Genomic DNA, 18,519 nt, shown 5'->3' on the forward strand with positions numbered 1-18,519 from the left:
GACTTGCTCTCCTCTGGACGTTGAATACAACAAGTCAACTATTACAGCTGTCCCCTGAACAGTCCCTGTGATCAGGTGATGACGCTGAGTCACCAGGGCAGGCGTCGAGGCAGGCTGAGCGACGGCGGAGCAGCGGCCAGCAGCGTCCGCGTGTACTCATGCTGTGGATCCGTGAACACCGACTCCGTCGCCCCGGACTCCACGACTTCCCCCGCGCGCATGACCAGTACGTCGTCGCTCATGTGCCTGATGACCGATAGATCGTGGGATATGAACAGGTAGCCGAGCCCCAGCTGCTGCTGCAGGTCATCAAGGAGGTCAAGGACCTGGGCCTGGATGGAGACGTCAAGTGCAGAGACAGGCTCGTCGCAGATTAGTACCCGCGGGTTCGGCGCAAGCGCACGGGCAATGGCCAGCCGCTGGCGTTGCCCGCCCGAGAGCGTTGACGGATTGCGTTTCGCCATCCCTGGCTCCAATCCCACCAGCCCCAGCAGTTCATCGATTCTGGCAGTGTGGCTGCGTGGATTGCGCGTGGCGCCAAGGCTCAGCGCGTCGGCCAACACCGCGCCGACGCAATGGCGCGGATCGAAGGACGAGAGCGGGTCCTGGTAAATGGCGCCCACCGTCGGGCGTCGGGCTCGGCGGGCCTTTTCGCCAAGCGGGTTCCACGGTTCACCGAGAAGTTCCACGGTGCCGGTGTTGGGCGTCAGCAGTCCCAGGGCCATGCGGGCGGTGGTGGTCTTGCCGGAACCGGATTCGCCCACAACACCCAGGGTTCGTCCCGGCAACAGCTCGAAGTCCACAGAGCGCACGGCCGTAAAGGAGGCTGATTTGGACAGGGCGAAGCTCTTGGACAATCCCCGTGCGCTGAGCAGCGGCCGTACGACGTCGCCCGGCTCGCCGTGCGCCGCTGCCGGGGCGGGCTGAAGCGACAGGGGTTCCGGATCCTCGGCGGCGGGGGAGAGCCGTGTGAAACGAGGTTTTCCCGCGGGGACGGCCGCCAACAGCGCGCGGGTGTAGGGGTGCTGCGGGTCGTTGAGGACCTGTTCGCTGGGGCCGCGTTCCACGATGCGTCCGGCCTGCATGACGGCGATTGAATCGGCCACACTCGCCACTGTCGAAAGGTCATGGCTGATCAGGAGCATGCCCGAGCCCGCCCGTCGCAGATCACCCAGAAGGTCCATCACTGACGCGGCGATCGTCGCATCCAACGCGGTGGTGGGTTCATCGGCGATGATGAGCATCGGGTCCATCGCAATGGCCGAGGCGATCAGCGCCCGCTGGCGCATGCCGCCGGAGAGTTCCCCCGAGCGTTGGGAAGCCCTGCGTGCAGGGTCATCCAGCCCCACGGCCTCGAGCAGTTCAATCACGCGGGCCGCGCGTTGTGCCCCCGAACCTTTCCAGTGCAGGCGCAGCGCGTCGTCGATTTCCTTGCCGACGGTCCGCAGCGGATCCAACGATGTCAGGGCATCCTGCAGGATGAACCCCACCTGCTTCCCGCGCAGGGAGCGCCAGCGTCCCTGTGAGAGTTTTCGGGCGTCATTACCTCCAATCTCACATGCTTTTGCCTGCACCAGCGAGCCGCGTCCCGCCAAGCCGAGAAGCGACCTCGCCGTCACCGATTTGCCCGACCCGGATTCGCCCACCAGGGCCAGGCATTCCCCGGGGCAAACGGTGAACGAAACGCCACTGACGACCCTCGTTGGGCCAAAGGAGACGTGAAGATCCTCGACGCGCAGTATGGGTTCGGGGGTGGTCATCGGGTGCCTCCGGACTTCAGCGATCGGGACAGCAAGGTCGAAGCCGCGGCGACCAGCACAATGGCAAGCCCGGGGAAGAAGGTCATCCACCAGGCCAGGGCAAGGTACGTGCGTCCCGACGAGAGCATGGTGCCCCATTCAGGTGCGGGCGGCGGTGCGCCGAGGCCAAGGAAGCTCAGTGAAGCCGCCCACAGAATGGCCTGCCCGAGTCCCAGGGTTGCAAGCACGGCAAGGGGGGCAAGGGCGTTGGGCAGGATGTGGACGGCGAGGATCCGTGACCGGCGTCGTCCGAGCACCGTGGCAGCCTCAACCATGGGGGAGGTGCGCAGGGCGATGATCTGCGCACGGATCAGCCGGGCGTACCCGGGCGCGGAGGTCAGGCCGACAGCGATGACGGTCGTTGAGACACCGGGCCCGGCCAGGGCGATGAACACCAGGGCCAGCAGCAGCCCCGGCAGGGCAAACAGCACCTCAAGAATGCGGCCCACGCCAAAGTCCATCCACCGTCCGCCGAAACCGGCAAGGGTGCCAAGAACCAGCGCCAGGCCAAGACCGATCGCCGTTGCCGCAGCCCCGATGAGCAGCGAGGGCCGCGCCCCGTAAATGATGCGCGCATAAATGTCCCGCCCCGATTCATCGGTGCCCAGAAGATGCCCGGGGCCGGGAGTGGCGAACGCGTCGGCGGGGTTGATGGCCAGCGGATCGATTGGGGCCAGGAGGTTCGGTGCGATGGCTGCCAGGACAAAGAACAAAAGCACGACGGCGGCCACCACCGGGGGGAGGCGGCCAGCCAGCCGCTTCACCCGGGTTGCGCCCGGGCGTGACGGGCTGGGTACCTGCCGCGCGAACTGCGGGTCCGCCGTCGAACGTCTTGAATTCCGGCTGCTCATGAGGGTCCAATCCGTGGGTCCGCGAGGCGTTCGGCAAGGTCCGAGAGTGCCATGATCACCACGTAGGCGGCAGCCGAGAAAAGTGCGACCCCCGTGACCAGGGGAATGTCCCGGGATGTCACGGCGGAGAGCAGTGAACGCCCCAAGCCCGGGCGGGCAAAGATGGACTCAACCACCACGGCACCGGAGAGCAGCGAACCGAAGGCCCACCCGGAGAGTGCGATTCCCGGAAGAGCCGCGTGCCGCAGGGAATGGCGCAGCAGCACTCCGGTCTCGGATTCGCCGCGGCCCCGGGCGGACAGGGCAAAGGCTGAACGCTGTGCGTCCGCCATGGTGTCCCGCATGACCTGTCCCAGGAAACCTGCCAGCGGCAGGGCCAAGGTGATGACCGGCAGGACCAGCCCCACCGGGGAGTTGGTGCTCACCGGCGGAAGCCAGCCCAACGACGTGGAAAAGACCATGATCAGCACGCTGGCCAACCAAAAATGCGGTACGGCGGCTGAGATGATTTCCAGTCCCGAGCCGACGGCTGAACCCAGGCCACCGCTGCGTGTGGATAGAACGGCAAGAACCAGGGCCATGGCCCAGGCCACCAGCAGGGCGAGCCCTGCAAGGATGAGGGTCGACGGAATCAGATCGCCAAGCACCTTGGCTACGGGGATCTTCAAAGAGTAGGAGATGCCCAGGTCGCCGGTGGCCAGCCGCCACAGCTGGCCAAAGTACTGGACGAGGAGAGGCTGGTCCAGGCCGTACTGGGCGCGGGCTGCCGCAAGGGCCTCGGCCGAAGCCTGGGATCCGGGGCCTCCCATGATGGCCTCTGCGGGATCCCCCGGAATCATGCGGATGCCACAGAAGATGGCCGTGGCGACCGCCCAGAGCACAAAGATGCCCCCACCGGCCTTGGCCAGCAGCCACCTGGCCGATGACATGAAAGTGCCAATCGACCGGGTGGGTCCTGCTGTGTCAGTGCTCATGGGTGGGGGCTTCCTTTGCTGGGTCTACTTGGCCAGCCAGGTGTCAAAGAACGTGGGGGTTGCCACGGCCGTGGTGGCTCCGACGTTCTTTAGCTTGTCCGAGTACAGGAAGTGGTTCTGCTGATCGTAGAGCGGCAGGAGGTAGTAGCCCTCGAGCACCTTCTTCTGTGCCTGGGTGTAGAGATCCTTGCGTTCGGCCTCATCCTTGGTTGATCCGGCCTTGTTGAGCAACGCATCAAGGCTGGGGTCCTTGACCTGTGAAAGGTTCGCGAAGTAGCCCGAGGGTGCAGGGATGGTTGAATCTGAGTGGAACAGGACGGCCAGGACACTCGGGCCAACCTTCGTGTACGGGGCTGAGACCATGTTGTAGTCATTCTTGAACAGTTCGCCATACCAGCTGGAGAGGTCAAGTAAGTTGATCTTGATCTCGATGCCCGACGCCTTCGCCGTGGCCTGCATCTGTTCAAAGAGAGACTGTTCTGCAGGGATTGACTGGCTGGTGCTCACGGGGAAGGTGAAGGAGAGCCTTGTGCCATCCTTGACCCGGTAACCCTGCGCGTCACGTTCACTCCATCCTGCCGCATCCAGCAGCCTGCCTGCCTTCGCCGGATCGTAGGAGAAGAGCGACTCCTCGGAGTACGCCAGAGGCTCGACGCCGGACAGGGGTGAGTATGAACGCTTGGCGGTGCCGAAGAACAGGGAATCGATGCCGGCGTTGACGTTCACCGAGTGGATGAAGGCCTCACGGACCTTTGCGTCATTGAAGGGGGCCTTGGAGGAGTTCAGCTCAATGCGGTTGGAGGCTCCGGGGCGCGGCGCGTCAAGGTGCTTGATGGCGGGGTTCTTCGCGGATGCGGCGATGGCGTCAGGCTGGGCGTTGTCAATGACCTGCACCTCTCCGGCTTGCAATGCCGCATAGCGTGTTGCCGCCTCGGGGATGAACCGCCAGGTGATGCCATCAAGGTAGGCAGTTCCCGCATGTCCGGCCGAAGCGACCGGGAGCACGTAGTTGGCGTTGCGCACCAGGTTCACGGCATCCTGCTTCTTCCAGGACTCGACCTTGAACGGGCCGGTGCCCACGGGCGATGCACAGTTTTCCGCCTGGGTGCGCTTGAGTGCCGTGGGGGACTCGATGGCAACCCAGGGCATGGAGAAGGACTCGAGCAGGGAGTTGTCAGGGGTCTTGAGCTTCAGCTCGAGTGTGCTGGCGTCAACGGCCTTCATCGACGCGATCTTGCCCAGAGCCAGGTAGCCGGTCGAAGATGCCGTGTCGGGGTTCAACAGGTGCTCAAAGTTAGCCTTGACGGCAGCGGCGTCCAGGGCGGTGCCGTCGGTGAAGCTGATCCCGCCACGGATCTTCACTGTCCGCGTCAGCCCGTCCTCGGACACGGTGGAACCTTCGGCGAGCCACGGGATCAGCTTGCCACTGGCGTCCTTCGTGTACAGGGTCTCCAGGTACTGCGATGCAACAAGGGCCTGCGGGTAGTTGCCGCCAACGTGGGGGTCAAGGCAGCTGGGTTCGGCGTCGCCCGAGGCGTAGACCAAGGTTCCGCCTGTGACGGGTGACCCGGCATCGGCGCCGGTGTCCGACGTCGTTCCTGACGGTGTGCAGCCGGCGAGGGCCAGTGCTGCGGCCAAGGCTGTCGCGACCGGAAATAGTATTTTGGCCATGGGGCGAGCGAGAGTCATGAAAGTCTTCCTGCGGACCGGTGAATTTGAGCGATGCGTGAGCGCTCGCCGGCTGTCCCCTCGACCTGTGGCCATGAGGCACGCGTCGGCGGGCACCGCCATCAACCATAACCGCTGCGGCGGCCCGGACCCATGGGTATGTGGGGCAGGTCATAGGGGATATTGGGCTCCATCCTGCGAAACGGGCGTGGTGGGGGCGCTGTTGGGGACGGAGCTGGGGTTGCTGCCGCCGCCGCAACACAGGCACCTTGCCGTGAAATCCAAGTTCCATGATGGCTGGAACCGTTTTCCGATCCACGACTGCAGTGTGACTTTCTGCACAGAAAACAATCTCCTCACAACGGGTGAGGCAGGGCACCGTTAGCTATAGTTTGCGGACCCGTTTTGGCCATGGCTAGGTCGTGGTGTGCCGTCATGAGGATTGGGAGCAATTACTCGGATTGGGGTTCCGGAGCAGTGTTCCCATTTCGTAAGAGATTCAGCAGCCTGACGGCCGGCAGTTTTGGAATGATGGGATTCATGTCACAAAAGCATGAATCGTCCCCTGCCTTGCACGTTCAGCCTACCGGCCGGCCCCGGATCGCCATACTTGGCGGGTCGGGTCTCTACGAGCTGCCGGATGTGGAAATACGGGATGTAGTGGACGTGCCGACACCGTTCGGCTCCCCGTCCGGGCCCGTCACGCTTGCCTTTCTCAAAGGAAAACAAGTTGCCTTCCTGAGCCGCCATGGGCGCACCCATGGCATGGCCCCGCAGCAGATCAACTACCGGGCCAACATGTGGGCCCTGAAGTCCCTGGGTGTCGAGGCTGTAGTTTCTTCATCTGCAGTCGGCGGCCTGGTCGCCAGCCACGGGACTGACTCGTTTGCCGTTCCGGACCAGTTCATTGACAGGACGTGGGGACGGGCGGACACCTACTACGACGGTTCGTTGCCGACAGGAGTCCAGCACTTACCCGCGGCTGAACCGTACTGTTCGCGTCTTCGTGGAATTCTCATCAAGTCACTTGAAGAACTCGGTGAGGGATTCAGCGATCATGGAACCCTCGCCGTTATCAACGGCCCACGGTTCGCAACGCGGGCGGAGTCGGAAATTCTGGTGGCCAGCGGCGCGCACCTGATCAGCATGACTGCATATCCGGAGCCCGTGCTGGCCGCAGAATTGAACATGGGGTTTGCGAACCTGGCCTATGTCACGGATGCGAATACTGGCCACGACGGCTCCGCCCCGGTCACCGCGGGGATCGTGCTGGCCCGCCTCGAAGCCGCCCGGTCAAGGATCCTGGCAGTCCTTGGAACCGTCACAGAAATGATCGACCGCGATTATGTTGGCCCGCAACTTACGGATTCTGCAGCCGTGCGCAGCGTCCTTGAACACCCTCCCGCCCACCCCGCAGCGGGGGCCGTGGCCCAGCAGCGGGTCAGATCATGAAGGTGCTGGTGACAGGAGGCGCCGGCTTCATCGGCTCCCACGTTGTCAGTGCCGCGTTGAGCCGTGGCTGGGACGTCCGTGTCGTGGACTCACTTGCCAAGGACATCCATCCACGTCGTCCTACCGTCGAACCAGGAGTCGAGCTATTAGCGGGAGATGTCTGCGACCCCGACGTCGTCGCCCAGGCACTTGAGGGTGTCGCCGTCGTGCTCCACCAAAGCGCCAAGGTGGGGCTGGGTGTGGATTTTTCCGATGCCCCCGGCTATGTCCGCAACAATGATCTGGCGACGGCGGTCCTCCTTGCCGGGATGGTCAGGGCAGGGATCGGTCGGCTCGTGCTGGCGTCCTCGATGGTGGTCTACGGCGAAGGTGCCTACCATGAGCAAAACGGCGATCCTGTGAGGCCCGGACCCCGGCGCCGGGAAGACCTTCAGGCGGGCATCTTCGACCCGCGTTCGCCGGTGACCGGAGACTTGCTGGTGCCGGCCCTGGTGTCCGAGGAGGCACTCCTGGACCCGCGAAACGTCTACGCAGCCTCAAAGGTGGCCCAGGAAAATCTTGCTTCAGTCTGGGCGAACACCACAGGTGGACAGGCCATCGCGCTTCGCTACCACAACGTCTATGGTCCCGGGATGCCCAAGGACACCCCGTATGCCGGGGTGGCGAGCTTCTTCCGCTCGGCACTGTCCCGCGGTGAGGCGCCCCGGGTGTTTGAAGATGGCAAACAGCGGCGCAGTTTTGTCCATGTGGCAGATGTTGCCGAGGCCAACATCGCCTCGGCCCAGGCGCTGTGCGCCGGCTTTCACCATCCGTTTCGGGCCTACAACGTTGGTGCCGGAGAAGTGCACACGGTGGGGGAAGTGGCCCGGACGATGAGCGCCATCAATGGCGGGCCGGAGCCGGCGGTGACGGGCGAATACCGTCTGGGGGACGTCCGCCATGTCACGGCGTCCTCGGCTCTCATCAAGGCCGAACTCGGATGGGAGCCCCGTCGGGGCTTTGAGGCGGGGATGGCCGAATTCATGGCGGCGCCTTTGAGGGGCGACTAGGCGACAGCGGAGGTGGTAGGGATCCGCAAGGTGACCCGGCATCCGTCCCCGGCGTTTTCCACCTCCACGTTGCCATGATGGGCATGGGCGATCCCTGCCACCATGCTCAGGCCAACGCCTGCGCCGCTAAAGGCGTCCCTGCTCCGGCCTGTCGCACTGCGCCAACCGGTGGTGAACATCTTCGGAAGATCCTGATCCTCAATTCCTCCGCAAGCGTCCTCCACGGCAACGGTCACCCAGTCGGCGTCGGCCTCCAGGGCAATATGGATGGTGGTTCCGGGTTTGGTGTACATCAGGGCGTTAAGGATCACGTTGCGCACGGCCCGGCCCAGCGACGCGCTATCTACCGATGCAAGCGTGGATTTCACCCTGTCGCCGTTCACGTCCACGCTGCGCCGTTGGGCCAGCGGTGCAAGATCGGCGATGGCGTCGCTGACCAGATCGTAGAGGTCCAAGGTTTCCATCGTCACCACCAGCGCCCCGGCCTGGATCTTGGACAGCTCCAGCAGGTCATTGACCATGACGGCCATGCGGTCGGATTGGGCGATGATCTTGCGGTGGTAGTCAGAGACGTTATCGACCATGCCGTCTTCCAACGCCTCGGTCATGGCACGCATGCTGGCCAAGGGGGTGCGCAGGTCATGGGATACCCAGGCGACCAACTCTCGACGGGCCGCCTCCACAGACTCCACACTGAGCCTGGATTCCTCCAGTTTTTCGCTGGTTGATTTCAACTCCTGGGCAAGCGCCGTGAGTTCCGAGCTGACGTTTCGTGTTGGGGCAACAGTTTGACCAAGGCCGATGCTCCGGGCTGCACTGACCAATGCCCTGGTATTGCGCGCAACACCCGTTCCGAGCACGACGGCGACCAGCACGGCAAGTGCTGAAGCGATAGCCACGACGTACCACATCACCTCGAGATCGCGGGCCGAAATGAACTTGGCGTTGAAGGCCCCCACCATCCCTGCAACAAGCATCCCCACAGCAGAGACAACCACCAGACAAATTTGCAGCACGATGGAGGAGCGGCGCAACAGCCATTGCAACAGCACCGTGGCGGCACCAATTGTTACGGCCCAAAAAAGCGCCAGGCCCACAATGCTCAGAAGTTCATGGGTCGACACGGGCCATCCCCTCGGTTTGTGGTTCTTCCTGACCCGCATCAAAACGGTAACCCACGCCCCAGACGGTCTTGAGCAGGAGCGGTTTGGTGGGGTTCTCTTCAATCTTTTCCCGCACCCTGCGCACGTGCACGGTGACGGTGGACAGGTCCCCGAAATCCCACCCCCACACGCCCCGGATCAGCTCCTCCCGGCTAAAGACCTGGTTGGGGTGGCGCAGGAAGAAGGCCAGAAGATCGAATTCCCGGATGGTGAGGATCAAAGGGGCGCCGTGGGCGGTGATGGCCCGTGCCGCGGGGTCAAGGAAAAATCCGGAGAGCTGGATTGCCGGTTCGGGTGTGAAGTCGCGGATGCTGCGGCGCAGGAGGGACTTGACCCGCAAGACCAGCTCCCGGGGTGAGAATGGTTTGGTGACGTAGTCATCGGCCCCCATCTCAAGCCCCAGGATGCGGTCGTCCTCGGTCCCCAAGGCAGTGAGCAGAATGATCGGCATGGACATGGTTTCGCGAACCCGGCGGCAGACCTCCACACCATCCAATCCTGGCAGCATCCGGTCCAAAATGATCAGGTCCGGGGAATGCTCCTTGGCAAGGCGAAGGGCCGTGAAGCCGTCCGAGGCCATGTCAACCAGGAAGTCGGCTTGTCGCAAGTAACCGCGCACCACATTGGCAATCAGCTCCTCATCCTCCACCAGCAGGATGCGCCGACCTCCCAGCTCTCCGGGGATGTCGTGATTCTTTGCGATAGTCACATGTTCATCATAGATTCGGTGCCGGCCGATGAAGCCGACCCAGCCGCCTCTGCTTGGTTTTGTCCCGATTCCGTAAGGAAATAGGCCCTCCCCTGCGAGGCCCTACTTCTATGGTCAAAGGGTGAACAATTTATCGAATCCATCCCGGATCACGAGGGACCAGGCGCCCCTGGTTGACGTTGTTCTGCCCTGTCTGAACGAGGTGGGTGCGTTGCCGTTTGTCTTGGCGGCCATGCCGCCGGGCTTCCGCCCCATCGTGGTCGACAACGGCTCCACCGACGGATCCGGAGAGCTCGCTGAGCATCTGGGCGCCACCGTGGTCAGGGAGTCAAGACGCGGATTTGGTGCCGCCGCGCAGGCCGGCCTTGAGGCTGCAGAAGCTGATTTGGTGGCCTTTTGTGACTGCGACGGGTCGATGAATCCTGGCCAATTGATTGCACTCGCCGCACCGGTTCTGGGCAACCTGGCTGATTTGGTTTTAGGCGCCAGGCAGCCCCAGCGCGGGTCATGGCCCGTCCATGCACGGATTGCCAACCTGATTCTTGCATCACGGCTGCGCCGGATGACAGGGGTGCCGCTCAGCGACCTGGGGCCCATGCGCGTCGCCCGCCGGCAGATGCTCCTGAATCTTGAACTTGTGGACAGGCGCAGCGGCTACCCGTTGGAAATGGTCCTGAAGGCCCACCATGCCGGATGGAGGATCACCGAACGCCCCATCGCGTATCTGCCCAGGACCGGACAATCGAAGGTGACAGGCACCTTGAGGGGAACACTGAGCGCGGCCGTCGACATGTCCGCGCAGCTCCAGCTCGCCAGACGGCTCAGGTCATGAGCGGGCTCCCGGGAGAGTTCACCATTGCCGTCATCGCCAAGGAATGCATTCCAGGCAAGGTCAAAACGAGGCTGACTCCGACGTTGACATCGCAGGAGGCTGCCGGTCTGGCACAAATAAGCCTGAGCCAGACCCTGCGCAATGTACGCAAGGTGCCCGCCAGCCGCAGGCTCCTGGTGATGGATGGGGTGCCGCTGGCCGGCGACAGCGCGGGCTTTTGCGTCGTACCCCAAGGCGTGGGTGGTCTTGATGATCGTCTCGGTGCCATTTGCGACGGCGTCGACGGCCCACTGTTGATCCTGGGCATGGACACCCCCCAGTTCACGCCCGAACTGTTGGCTCCGCTACTTGCCGACTGGGGCATGAAACAACCTGCTTGCCAATCCTGGCTGGGGCTGGCGGACGACGGCGGCTACTGGGCCATTGCCCTGCACCGCCCGGACGGCAGGCTGATTCGTGGCGTGCCCATGTCCACCTCGCATACCGGGCGTGACCAACTCTCACGGCTGCATTCCGTAGGTCATGTGGTGGGCGACCTGGGGTGCCTAATTGATGTTGACACGTTCCCTGCCGCCCTCCGCGTGGCCCAGGAGTGCATTGGGACACCGTTCGCCGAGGCAGTCCAGGCACTGGTTGAGGGGAGGGAGCCGGCATGAGCATCCTGGCAAAGCCGGCGGCGGCCCACGGGGAGCGGTCCAGTCAGCGCTTGTTCGGCCAAGGGGCCCACCAGCCCTATGCCACGGCCCTCCGGCAGGGGTGGGGAACCTTGTCCTTGGTATCCGCCACACCTGCCGAGGTGTCGCTCCTGCTGGCACGCGGGGGTGCTGTTCTGGACGTAGGATGTGGTACCGGCCGGATGCTGGTTGCTGCAGCCGGCCTGGAGCTGAGGGCATGGAGGGGTCGATGTCAGCGGTGAGGCCGTGCCCCAAGCCAGATCGAAGGAAGCTGGGGGATCGGTGGAACCTGGGGCTTGTCAGTTACGGCTGATCTGCCGGTTGACACGCCGCGCATGACGCTCGACACCAGTCATGGAGGCCGTCGACGCCGCCATGCCCCGGGCTGGATAGCAGTGATCTAGACCCGGCGGCGCTCCCTTGTGCTCCAAGGCAAGGAGGGTCGGGCATCGCGGATGGACGCTGCCGGCATGGTCATCAGGCGGTAGTTTCCGCTCTTCTCCATGCTGGTGACCTGAAGGATGGAATCTGCCGGGGCCCGACTTCGGCCTGCAGGTCCTTCATCCGAACGCCGCACCACGACGCCGATTGGCTCCAGCCAGCAACACATGACACTGGAAGGAAGTGTGCGGTCTGCAACCAGGGCCTTGCTGGCAGTGATCGTCGCAAGGAAGGCGCTCCGGCGGAATCCTGTCCGTTGCCCGGCTTCCAGCCCCTGCGGCGCCTTTTCTTCGACTTCCGGGACTTTCCGGCTCCAATGACGGGCATTGATCGGAAGCTTCACGGCAATGTGCAGGGCCAGCGAGCCAATGATCACCCAGGCCAACCAGTAGTGAGTTTGGCGGAAGGGAATCGTCCGCGCGTACCACTTGGAGGTGTTGAGCAGGCCTGTGGCAAGTTCCATCAGCGAAGCAGACACGAAAGTCGCGATTGACGCCCGTTCGAACACCTGCAGCACCGACTTGAACGGTGGCCATTGAAGCACGAGCGGGTAAACCGACCACAGCTTGCCCAGCAACAGGTGGATGGCCGCAATCCCCGTGGCGAAGCAGATCAGAAATTCGGCAGCCAACCAGCGCCCGATGACGACCGTGAGCCGTTTCCCACGTACAGGGGAGGCAGACCTGGCGGCGGTGGTTTCAAACCTTACGAAACCCGAACGGTGGGAGCCCACGGCTCCCCGTGAGAGCGTTTCCGGGGCAGGATCAAGGGTGTGGACGTACCAAGTAAATCCTCTGCAGCGGCCGGCCATGGCGCCCTGTGGACAATTCTTACCGTCGTGCTGGTGGGGGTGCTGGCAACTGTGGTCTGGTACCTGGTGGCTGGGTCCGTCGCGCACCGTTGGGTTCAGCTTGCAGGAACATTGCTGGCCTGGACGCTGTTTCTTGCCGCTGTTCTTGCATTGCGCCACGTGCCGGTGCAGTTGGTGGCCGCCGTCGTTGTTTGCGGCGCGCTGCTCCTGGGATTTTCCGCCATGTCCGGGCCGCCGTCCACCAGCTCAGACTCGGCCCGCTACGCCTGGGACGGAATCGTCCAGAAGGCCGGCTTATCCCCATACCGCTACGTCCCGGCCGATCCGGCCGTGAAAGCCCTGCGGCCCGCCTGGCTTTTTCAGGACAGGACGCCGGGCGGCACCTGCCCGAGGGGGTTTTATCCCGCCGATGTCTCCGCGGAAGGTATCGCGAAATCGCCGGCCCTTCCCGGAAGTGGGAGCCTGTGCACCGTCATCAACCGGCCACAGGTGCCGACCATTTATCCGGCGCTCGCCGAAATCTACTTCCTGGCTGTCAGGCTGTTGCCGGCCGCAGGGGTCGGGTTCATCGCCTTTCAACTGGCAGGACTCGCCGTCAGCCTCCTGCTGACGGCGGGACTCCTGTGGTTCCTGCATCGCAATTCCCGCCCACTTCATCTGGCCGCCTGGTGGGCGTGGTCCCCGCTGGTCCTTTTTGAGGCCGTCAACAACGCTCACGTTGACATCCTTGGGGCCATGCTCGCCACTGCCGCCCTGCTGCTTCTCATGAGGGGCAACGTCCTGTCCTCCGGCGTGGCGTTTGGCGCGGCCGTCGCGGCCAAGCTTGTCCCCGTCATCATGGCGCCCGGAATGCTCTTTCACCGCCCCCTGCGCTTTACCCTCACCTCATCGCTGACATTTGCCCTCCTCTACCTGCCCTACGTGCTCATCAGCGGCGAGGCCGTGATCGGCTATCTCCCCGGATACCTCACGGAGGAAGGGTACGGCCCCGGAACGAGCGGCCGTTTCGCCCTGGTGCGCATGGTGGTTCCGGATGCATGGGCAACACCAGTCGGTGCTGTTCTGTTGCTCATAACTGCCGTTTACGTCTGGCGCACGGTGGATCCGCAGCGCCCCTGGGACGGGCAGCTGATCATGGTCGGTGCCACCTTGCTGATCGTCAGCCCCGGCTTTCCCTGGTATGCACTTTTGCTGGTGCCGTTGATAGTTCTCAGCGGCCGGTTCGAATACTTCGCCATCCCCATCGCCTTCACCATCATGTATCTTTCCGCAGACCAGCTTGACAGCTATCTCACGGCGCAAACCGTCCTCAGTGCAGCGGTAATCATCATCGCCGCCGCCGCATGGCGCAGGAAGAACCTAGCCATCCGCATGTTGGAAAGGACGGCCGGCAAGGAATGTGGTTAGGAATTTCCTGGGGTTCGACAACCCCTCCGGGGCCTGCAGACAGCTGACGCGGCCGGTCCGTTTGCAGGGACAGACGCCTGGGCCAGCCGGCGTTGCCCGCTATGCTCAAGTCATGCCTCCCGATTTCCACTTGTCCTCGCTGGCCGTCAGCCTCGACCAGCTCAAGGCGTTTGCGCGCCAGTCGGACGAGATACTCGCCAGCCCCGTTCCGGCCTGCCCGGGCTGGAGCCTCGAGGACCTGTTGGGACACCTCGGTTCAATTGAACGATGGGTGGTGGATGTGCTTCGTGAGGGCAGGTACGTCGAGGAACAAACCCCGCCGGAAGGGGGCGGCGCGGAGTGGTTCCTTGAAGGTGTGGATGACTTCCATGCGGCCATGGCGGACCTGGATCTTGAGGCGCCGTGCTGGAACTTTGGCCCGCCCCCGCGCAAGGCCGGGTTCTGGCTTCGGCGCCAGGCTCACGAACACGCCGTTCACCTGCTTGACGCCTGTCAGGCATCCGGGTTAGCGGCCGCCCCCGGTCTCGGGGAGGGCTTCATGCTCGATGGAGTTGACGAGGTCCTGGCAATGTTCGTCCCACGTCAGTTCAGGCTGAATCGCATGCTAGAACTGGAAGGGGCTGTGGCCTTCCACGTACCCCGGAGCAACAGCTGGACCGTCGGCCAAGGTCCGATCACGGCATCGATCACGGCACCGGTGCACGAGATGTATCTGGGCCTCTGGGGCCGCTCCAACTTGGCGGACACCGCAACCATCGAAGGTGACGCCAGCCTGGCGCTCCGGGTCCTGCAAGGCCCCCTGACGCCCTGAACCAGCCCTGTTAACAGTGGTTCGGCGACATCCACTTTAGGGGCAAATCCCATGCCTCGGCGCAGTGGACGGCGCGGAGAGGGTGGACGGATCGCGTTTCGCCACCCCGTGTTCCAACCCCACCAGCTCGTTGATTCTGGCGGCATGTATGCGTGGATTGCTCGTGGCGCCACCACTTTGCGCGTCGGCCAACACCGAGCCAGCGGTGTGAGGAGCAGCCTGGTCAACCTGCGAGTCGACTACGAAGTGTCGGTGCGCCTCGACTCCTTGGAAACCAATACACCGTTGGGGGTCCGTTTGCGCTCAGCCCCCAAGTGCTTGGCGGTGGGCAATTGTGACCTGTGCGGCCAACTTCGGAACATGCCGACTGAATGGATCACGCAATCGGCCGCCACGTTCACCATGGAACTGATCGGTGCGTGCATACATGACCTCGGCGCCAGCGGCGATGGCTTGCGACCATGCGGTGTCGACATCTGCCCAATGAGTGACCATCACACAAAGGGCTGCACCGTTCAGCGACAGGGTCGCCTGCGCCGGGGCACCGTCAGCAGTCTCGTTGCTGATCATGATGACCGAGTCGCCGATGCGAATCTCGGCGTGGATCAGAGCGCCGTCGCGAACTATCAACTACGGCCTATCAACCACGGCGCAACCGCATGCAAATGTTCTGGCACCGCAGCGGTCGGCATTTCCTACTCGGCCCCGGTGTGCCTCTTTGGGGTCCGCAGATGTCAGGGATGTTACCCACCGACTCGCAACGATGCCAGCGTTCACGACGGTCGGCACACACACCCTGTGTCGCAGCAGGTTGGAGCGTTGATCGAACGGCACTGCCGGCCCGGCCGGGCGCAGGGCGATCCCGCGCGGCAGTTGCCGCCACAGGACTGTTAGGGGGCGGTGGTTGCCGGGGCTGCGGTGAGTTTCGCTGTGATGGCCTTGGCTTCGTTTTGGATTGCCGCGCCGTAGCCACCGCTGAGCGCTGTGGTCTTGATCAGGGCCGCGTCCGCGTCGCGTGCTCCGGCCCCAGCCGCCTCAAGCGAGGACAGATCTGTCTTTAGTTGCTCGGGCAGCTTGGCGAACGCGGCCGGGTGATGGATGAGGGTAAACGCCACGACATGGGCTCTGTCGCCAAACCCTGCCTTCGCCTGGATATCGATACGCAGTTCCTGGCGTAGCAGACGCGCCTCCGGCCGCTTGGCGGGATGCTTGGCGGCGGTCTTTAACCCCGGCGCGCCAGCTGTGACCTGCGCGCCGGGGGCTGCCGCGGACGTGCTGTCCGTCGGTGCTGGCGAGGTTCCGGCCGCGAAGGCCGCAGTCGCGCCGAAAATTCCGGATCCAATGAGCACGACACCGGTGGTTGCTGCCACCGCTCGCTTACGCCACCGCCTGCTGGGCGCCGTAGCTGGGGGTGGGGTGGTGTGGTCGATGTTCATGATTGCTCCTTGCGGGTCTGGGGTCCGCCGTGTGTTCCCGGTGGTTGGTGATCCTATTTTGGCGGACGGACATGCATCCCAGGTTTGGGGAATGTAAGGACCAGGTAAAGAATGCGCGGCGCACCTCCCACGTCAGTGTGTAGGGGGTTCAATGGAACCATGGAACAAGGCACTGACCTGGCGCCGGCGCAGACCCGCGGCCTGGTCTTGATAGTGGAGGACGACGGCGCGATCGCGGACGTCCAGCGCATGTACCTGCGCCGGGCTGGCTTTGGCGTCCATGTTGAGGCAAGCGGAGAGAGCGGGCTGGCAATGATACGCAGCCTGAGGCCGGTGGCCATCGTGCTCGATGTTGGCCTGCCGGGCATGGACGGGATCGAATTCTGCCGCCGACTGCGCGCCCAGGACGACTGGACCCCCATCATCTTTGTTACCGCCCGGGACGAGGAAGTGGATAAAATCCTGGGCTTGGAGTTGGGCGCCGATGACTACATGACCAAGCCGTTTTCCCCCCGTGAGCTCGTCACCCGGGTCAAGACGGTGCTCCGACGCGGTCCGGCACACCGGAGCAGCGGGGTGCTTCGGGTGGGGTCCGTGTCACTGGACACAGAGAATCGCACCGTGGACGCGGACGGGCGGCCAGTGGAACTGACAGCCCGGGAATTCGATGTCCTGGCCTATCTGCTGGCCTACCCCGGCCGCGTCTTCAGCCGCGAACAGCTTCTCTCAGCCGTCTGGGGGCAGGCCAGCTACACGCCCGGGCGGACCGTCGATGTCCAGATCGCCGCTCTCCGGTCCAAACTTGGACCCGCCAGCCCCATCCACACACTGCGTGGCGTTGGCTACACAGCCCGCAGCCTGCACGCCCCTGACGGTCACGGACGGCAGTTATGAAACATAAGGACCCTGAACGCCCAGCCCGCATGCCTCCAGGCCGCCCCGCCAGCCCGAGAACGTGGTTCCATTCAGTAGCCGGCGGCATAACGCTGGTGACGGCCGCCGTGGCCATCCTGGCAGTGCTGGTCACCGGTCTGGTGGCCTTTCCGCTTATCCGTTCCGCCACCGTGGACTCGGCACGTCAGCAGCTTGCCCGGCAGGCGGACGCCTATGCTGCGGCACCCGCAGCCTCGCGAGCACTTGACGTACGGGAGCGCGCGCTGTTGGGGCCGGACACGTACAAGGTCTCCACCATCACCGTTTCCGGAACCGTCAAAGGAATCGCGGGCCAGGTCCTGGGGCCGGCGGAGATCGGGCAGGTGCTTGCCGGGCAAAACGTATCCCGGACCTTGTCCACCAGCCGCGGGCAGTTGCTGGTGGAAGCCCGTGCGCTTAAACACGGCGGTGGCATTGTGTTGACCCGTTCCCTTCAAGACGTCGATGCAGAATCAGCCCAGTTGCTGGCCCGCACGCTGCTGGCCCTCGCCATCGGGCTGCTGATTGCCGTCCTGGCGGGCACCCTGCTGGCCCGGAGGCTCTCCCAGCCACTGGTGCGGACTGCGGCTGCCGCGCGGCGGATCGCCGCCGGTCAGCGCACAGTGGAGCTGGCGCCTTCCGGCATGACGGAGGTGCGGGAGATGGGCGAGGCCATCAACACCTTGGATGAGGCCCTGATGGCCAGTGAGGACCGCCAGCACGAATTCCTGCTGTCCATCTCCCACGAGATCCGGACGCCACTGACGGCGGTGCGGGGCTATGCCGAGGCGATGGTGGACGGGCTGGTCCCGCCGGAAGATGTGGCCCGCGTGGGGCAGGTCCTGGCCGCGGAGACGGACCGGTTGGACGGGTTTGTCCGTGAACTTCTGGCACTGGCGCGCCTGGAAGCGGAGGATTTCGCGTTGGAGATTGGACCCGTTGATGTTGCGGTGGTCCTGAAACAGGTGCGGGAAGCCTGGAACGGTGCCGCCGAGCAGGCCCGCGTGCCACTTCAGCTCCGCCTGCTGGCAGACGGTGACACCTTTGCCGTCACCACGGACGGGCAGAGATTGCGGCAGATCATCGATGCCCTGGTGGGCAATGCGTTGCGGGTGACGCCGGCAGGAAAACCCCTGGTGATCGAGGCGAGGCTGGAAAATTCGGCGGCATCCCCGACCGGACGCCCCGACGTCGTCGCGGTTGAGGTGCGGGATAACGGTCCCGGACTGACCGCTCAGGACGCCGCCGTCGCGTTCGAACGGGGGGTGCTGTTCCGCCGCTATGCCGGCCAGCGACCGGTGGGCAGCGGGTTAGGGCTCTCCATCGCCGCCCGATTGGCGCAGCGGCTGGGACTGCGGCTCACGGTGGAGCCGGCAGCCCCCGACAACGACGGCGCCTGCTTTTGCATCCGGCTGCCGCGTAGCCCGCACGAACTAACACCCCAAGGAAATTAGCCGCATGCGGCCCCTCCGTATGGACGTAAACGTGGCGGAGGCCTCAGCGATGAATCCGGAGAGTGCCAGGTAAACC

Annotated in this window: 17 protein-coding genes; 8 read left to right on the forward strand and 9 right to left on the reverse strand. The window is 64.1% G+C overall.

Translation table 11 applies throughout. The annotated features are described in order from the left end of the window. Window positions 1–89 precede the first annotated feature (89 nt). From AAGW05_RS16415 to AAGW05_RS16430, 4 genes are read right to left on the reverse strand one after another with little or no spacing between them, the layout of a single operon-like run. Window positions 90–1,760, reverse strand: coding sequence for a dipeptide ABC transporter ATP-binding protein (locus AAGW05_RS16415; RefSeq protein ID WP_411805633.1), 1,671 nt, complete (start codon window positions 1,758–1,760; stop codon window positions 90–92). Next, window positions 1,757–2,650, reverse strand: coding sequence for an ABC transporter permease (locus AAGW05_RS16420; protein WP_411805634.1), 894 nt, complete (start codon window positions 2,648–2,650; stop codon window positions 1,757–1,759). The genes AAGW05_RS16415 and AAGW05_RS16420 overlap by 4 nt, the downstream gene beginning before the upstream one ends. Then, on the reverse strand, window positions 2,647–3,624 hold the full coding sequence (locus AAGW05_RS16425) for an ABC transporter permease (protein ID WP_411805635.1): 978 nt from the start codon (window positions 3,622–3,624) through the stop codon (window positions 2,647–2,649). Before AAGW05_RS16425 ends, AAGW05_RS16420 begins: the two co-directional genes overlap by 4 nt. Before the next feature lie 24 nt (window positions 3,625–3,648). Continuing rightward, window positions 3,649–5,313 carry an ABC transporter substrate-binding protein gene (locus tag AAGW05_RS16430; protein ID WP_411805636.1) on the reverse strand — a complete coding sequence of 555 codons (1,665 nt, stop codon included), beginning with the start codon at window positions 5,311–5,313 and terminating at the stop codon, window positions 3,649–3,651. Between the two features lie 519 nt (window positions 5,314–5,832). Between AAGW05_RS16430 and AAGW05_RS16435 the strand changes: the two genes are divergently transcribed. Further along, window positions 5,833–6,744, forward strand: coding sequence for an MTAP family purine nucleoside phosphorylase (locus AAGW05_RS16435; RefSeq protein ID WP_411805637.1), 912 nt, complete (start codon window positions 5,833–5,835; stop codon window positions 6,742–6,744). Next, complete coding sequence (locus tag AAGW05_RS16440) at window positions 6,741–7,793, forward strand: NAD-dependent epimerase/dehydratase family protein (protein ID WP_411805638.1); 1,053 nt, start codon at window positions 6,741–6,743, stop codon at window positions 7,791–7,793. The genes AAGW05_RS16435 and AAGW05_RS16440 overlap by 4 nt, the downstream gene beginning before the upstream one ends. Here AAGW05_RS16440 and AAGW05_RS16445 read toward each other — a convergent pair. Continuing rightward, complete coding sequence (locus AAGW05_RS16445; RefSeq protein WP_411805639.1) at window positions 7,790–8,917, reverse strand: sensor histidine kinase; 1,128 nt, start codon at window positions 8,915–8,917, stop codon at window positions 7,790–7,792. The genes AAGW05_RS16440 and AAGW05_RS16445 overlap by 4 nt on opposite strands. Then, window positions 8,904–9,665 (reverse strand): response regulator transcription factor, encoded by a 762-nt coding sequence (locus AAGW05_RS16450; protein WP_411805640.1) that lies wholly within the window; start codon window positions 9,663–9,665, stop codon window positions 8,904–8,906. The genes AAGW05_RS16445 and AAGW05_RS16450 overlap by 14 nt, the downstream gene beginning before the upstream one ends. 121 nt (window positions 9,666–9,786) lie before the next feature. Between AAGW05_RS16450 and AAGW05_RS16455 the strand changes: the two genes are divergently transcribed. Further along, window positions 9,787–10,497: a glycosyltransferase family 2 protein gene (locus AAGW05_RS16455; RefSeq protein ID WP_411805641.1), complete on the forward strand. Its 711-nt coding sequence runs from the start codon at window positions 9,787–9,789 to the stop codon at window positions 10,495–10,497. Then, on the forward strand, window positions 10,494–11,153 hold the full coding sequence (locus AAGW05_RS16460) for a DUF2064 domain-containing protein (RefSeq protein WP_411805642.1): 660 nt from the start codon (window positions 10,494–10,496) through the stop codon (window positions 11,151–11,153). Before AAGW05_RS16455 ends, AAGW05_RS16460 begins: the two co-directional genes overlap by 4 nt. Before the next feature lie 418 nt (window positions 11,154–11,571). On the opposite strand, the gene AAGW05_RS16465 is transcribed toward AAGW05_RS16460, so the two are convergent. Further along, window positions 11,572–12,243 carry a hypothetical protein gene (locus tag AAGW05_RS16465; protein WP_411805643.1) on the reverse strand — a complete coding sequence of 224 codons (672 nt, stop codon included), beginning with the start codon at window positions 12,241–12,243 and terminating at the stop codon, window positions 11,572–11,574. Between the two features lie 141 nt (window positions 12,244–12,384). Between AAGW05_RS16465 and AAGW05_RS16470 the strand changes: the two genes are divergently transcribed. Beyond that, window positions 12,385–13,830 carry a glycosyltransferase 87 family protein gene (locus AAGW05_RS16470; protein WP_411805644.1) on the forward strand — a complete coding sequence of 482 codons (1,446 nt, stop codon included), beginning with the start codon at window positions 12,385–12,387 and terminating at the stop codon, window positions 13,828–13,830. Between the two features lie 112 nt (window positions 13,831–13,942). Next, window positions 13,943–14,641, forward strand: coding sequence for a maleylpyruvate isomerase family mycothiol-dependent enzyme (locus AAGW05_RS16475; protein ID WP_411805645.1), 699 nt, complete (start codon window positions 13,943–13,945; stop codon window positions 14,639–14,641). 303 nt (window positions 14,642–14,944) lie between these two features. Here the strand turns inward: AAGW05_RS16475 and AAGW05_RS16480 are convergent, their stop codons facing one another. After that, window positions 14,945–15,271 carry a VOC family protein gene (locus AAGW05_RS16480; RefSeq protein ID WP_411805646.1) on the reverse strand — a complete coding sequence of 109 codons (327 nt, stop codon included), beginning with the start codon at window positions 15,269–15,271 and terminating at the stop codon, window positions 14,945–14,947. Between the two features lie 260 nt (window positions 15,272–15,531). Further along, window positions 15,532–16,077 (reverse strand): hypothetical protein, encoded by a 546-nt coding sequence (locus AAGW05_RS16485; protein WP_411805647.1) that lies wholly within the window; start codon window positions 16,075–16,077, stop codon window positions 15,532–15,534. Between the two features lie 159 nt (window positions 16,078–16,236). Between AAGW05_RS16485 and AAGW05_RS16490 the strand changes: the two genes are divergently transcribed. Both AAGW05_RS16490 and AAGW05_RS16495 read left to right on the forward strand, forming a co-directional pair. Next, complete coding sequence (locus AAGW05_RS16490; RefSeq protein WP_411805648.1) at window positions 16,237–16,971, forward strand: response regulator transcription factor; 735 nt, start codon at window positions 16,237–16,239, stop codon at window positions 16,969–16,971. Continuing rightward, a complete protein-coding gene (locus AAGW05_RS16495; RefSeq protein ID WP_411805649.1) occupies window positions 16,968–18,443 on the forward strand; it encodes a sensor histidine kinase in 1,476 nt (491 codons plus the stop codon). The genes AAGW05_RS16490 and AAGW05_RS16495 overlap by 4 nt, the downstream gene beginning before the upstream one ends. Window positions 18,444–18,519: the final 76 nt, after the last annotated feature.

The organism is Arthrobacter sp. LAPM80, from assembly GCF_046736435.1.
In the GTDB taxonomy this organism is placed as follows: Bacteria; Actinomycetota; Actinomycetes; order Actinomycetales; family Micrococcaceae; genus Specibacter.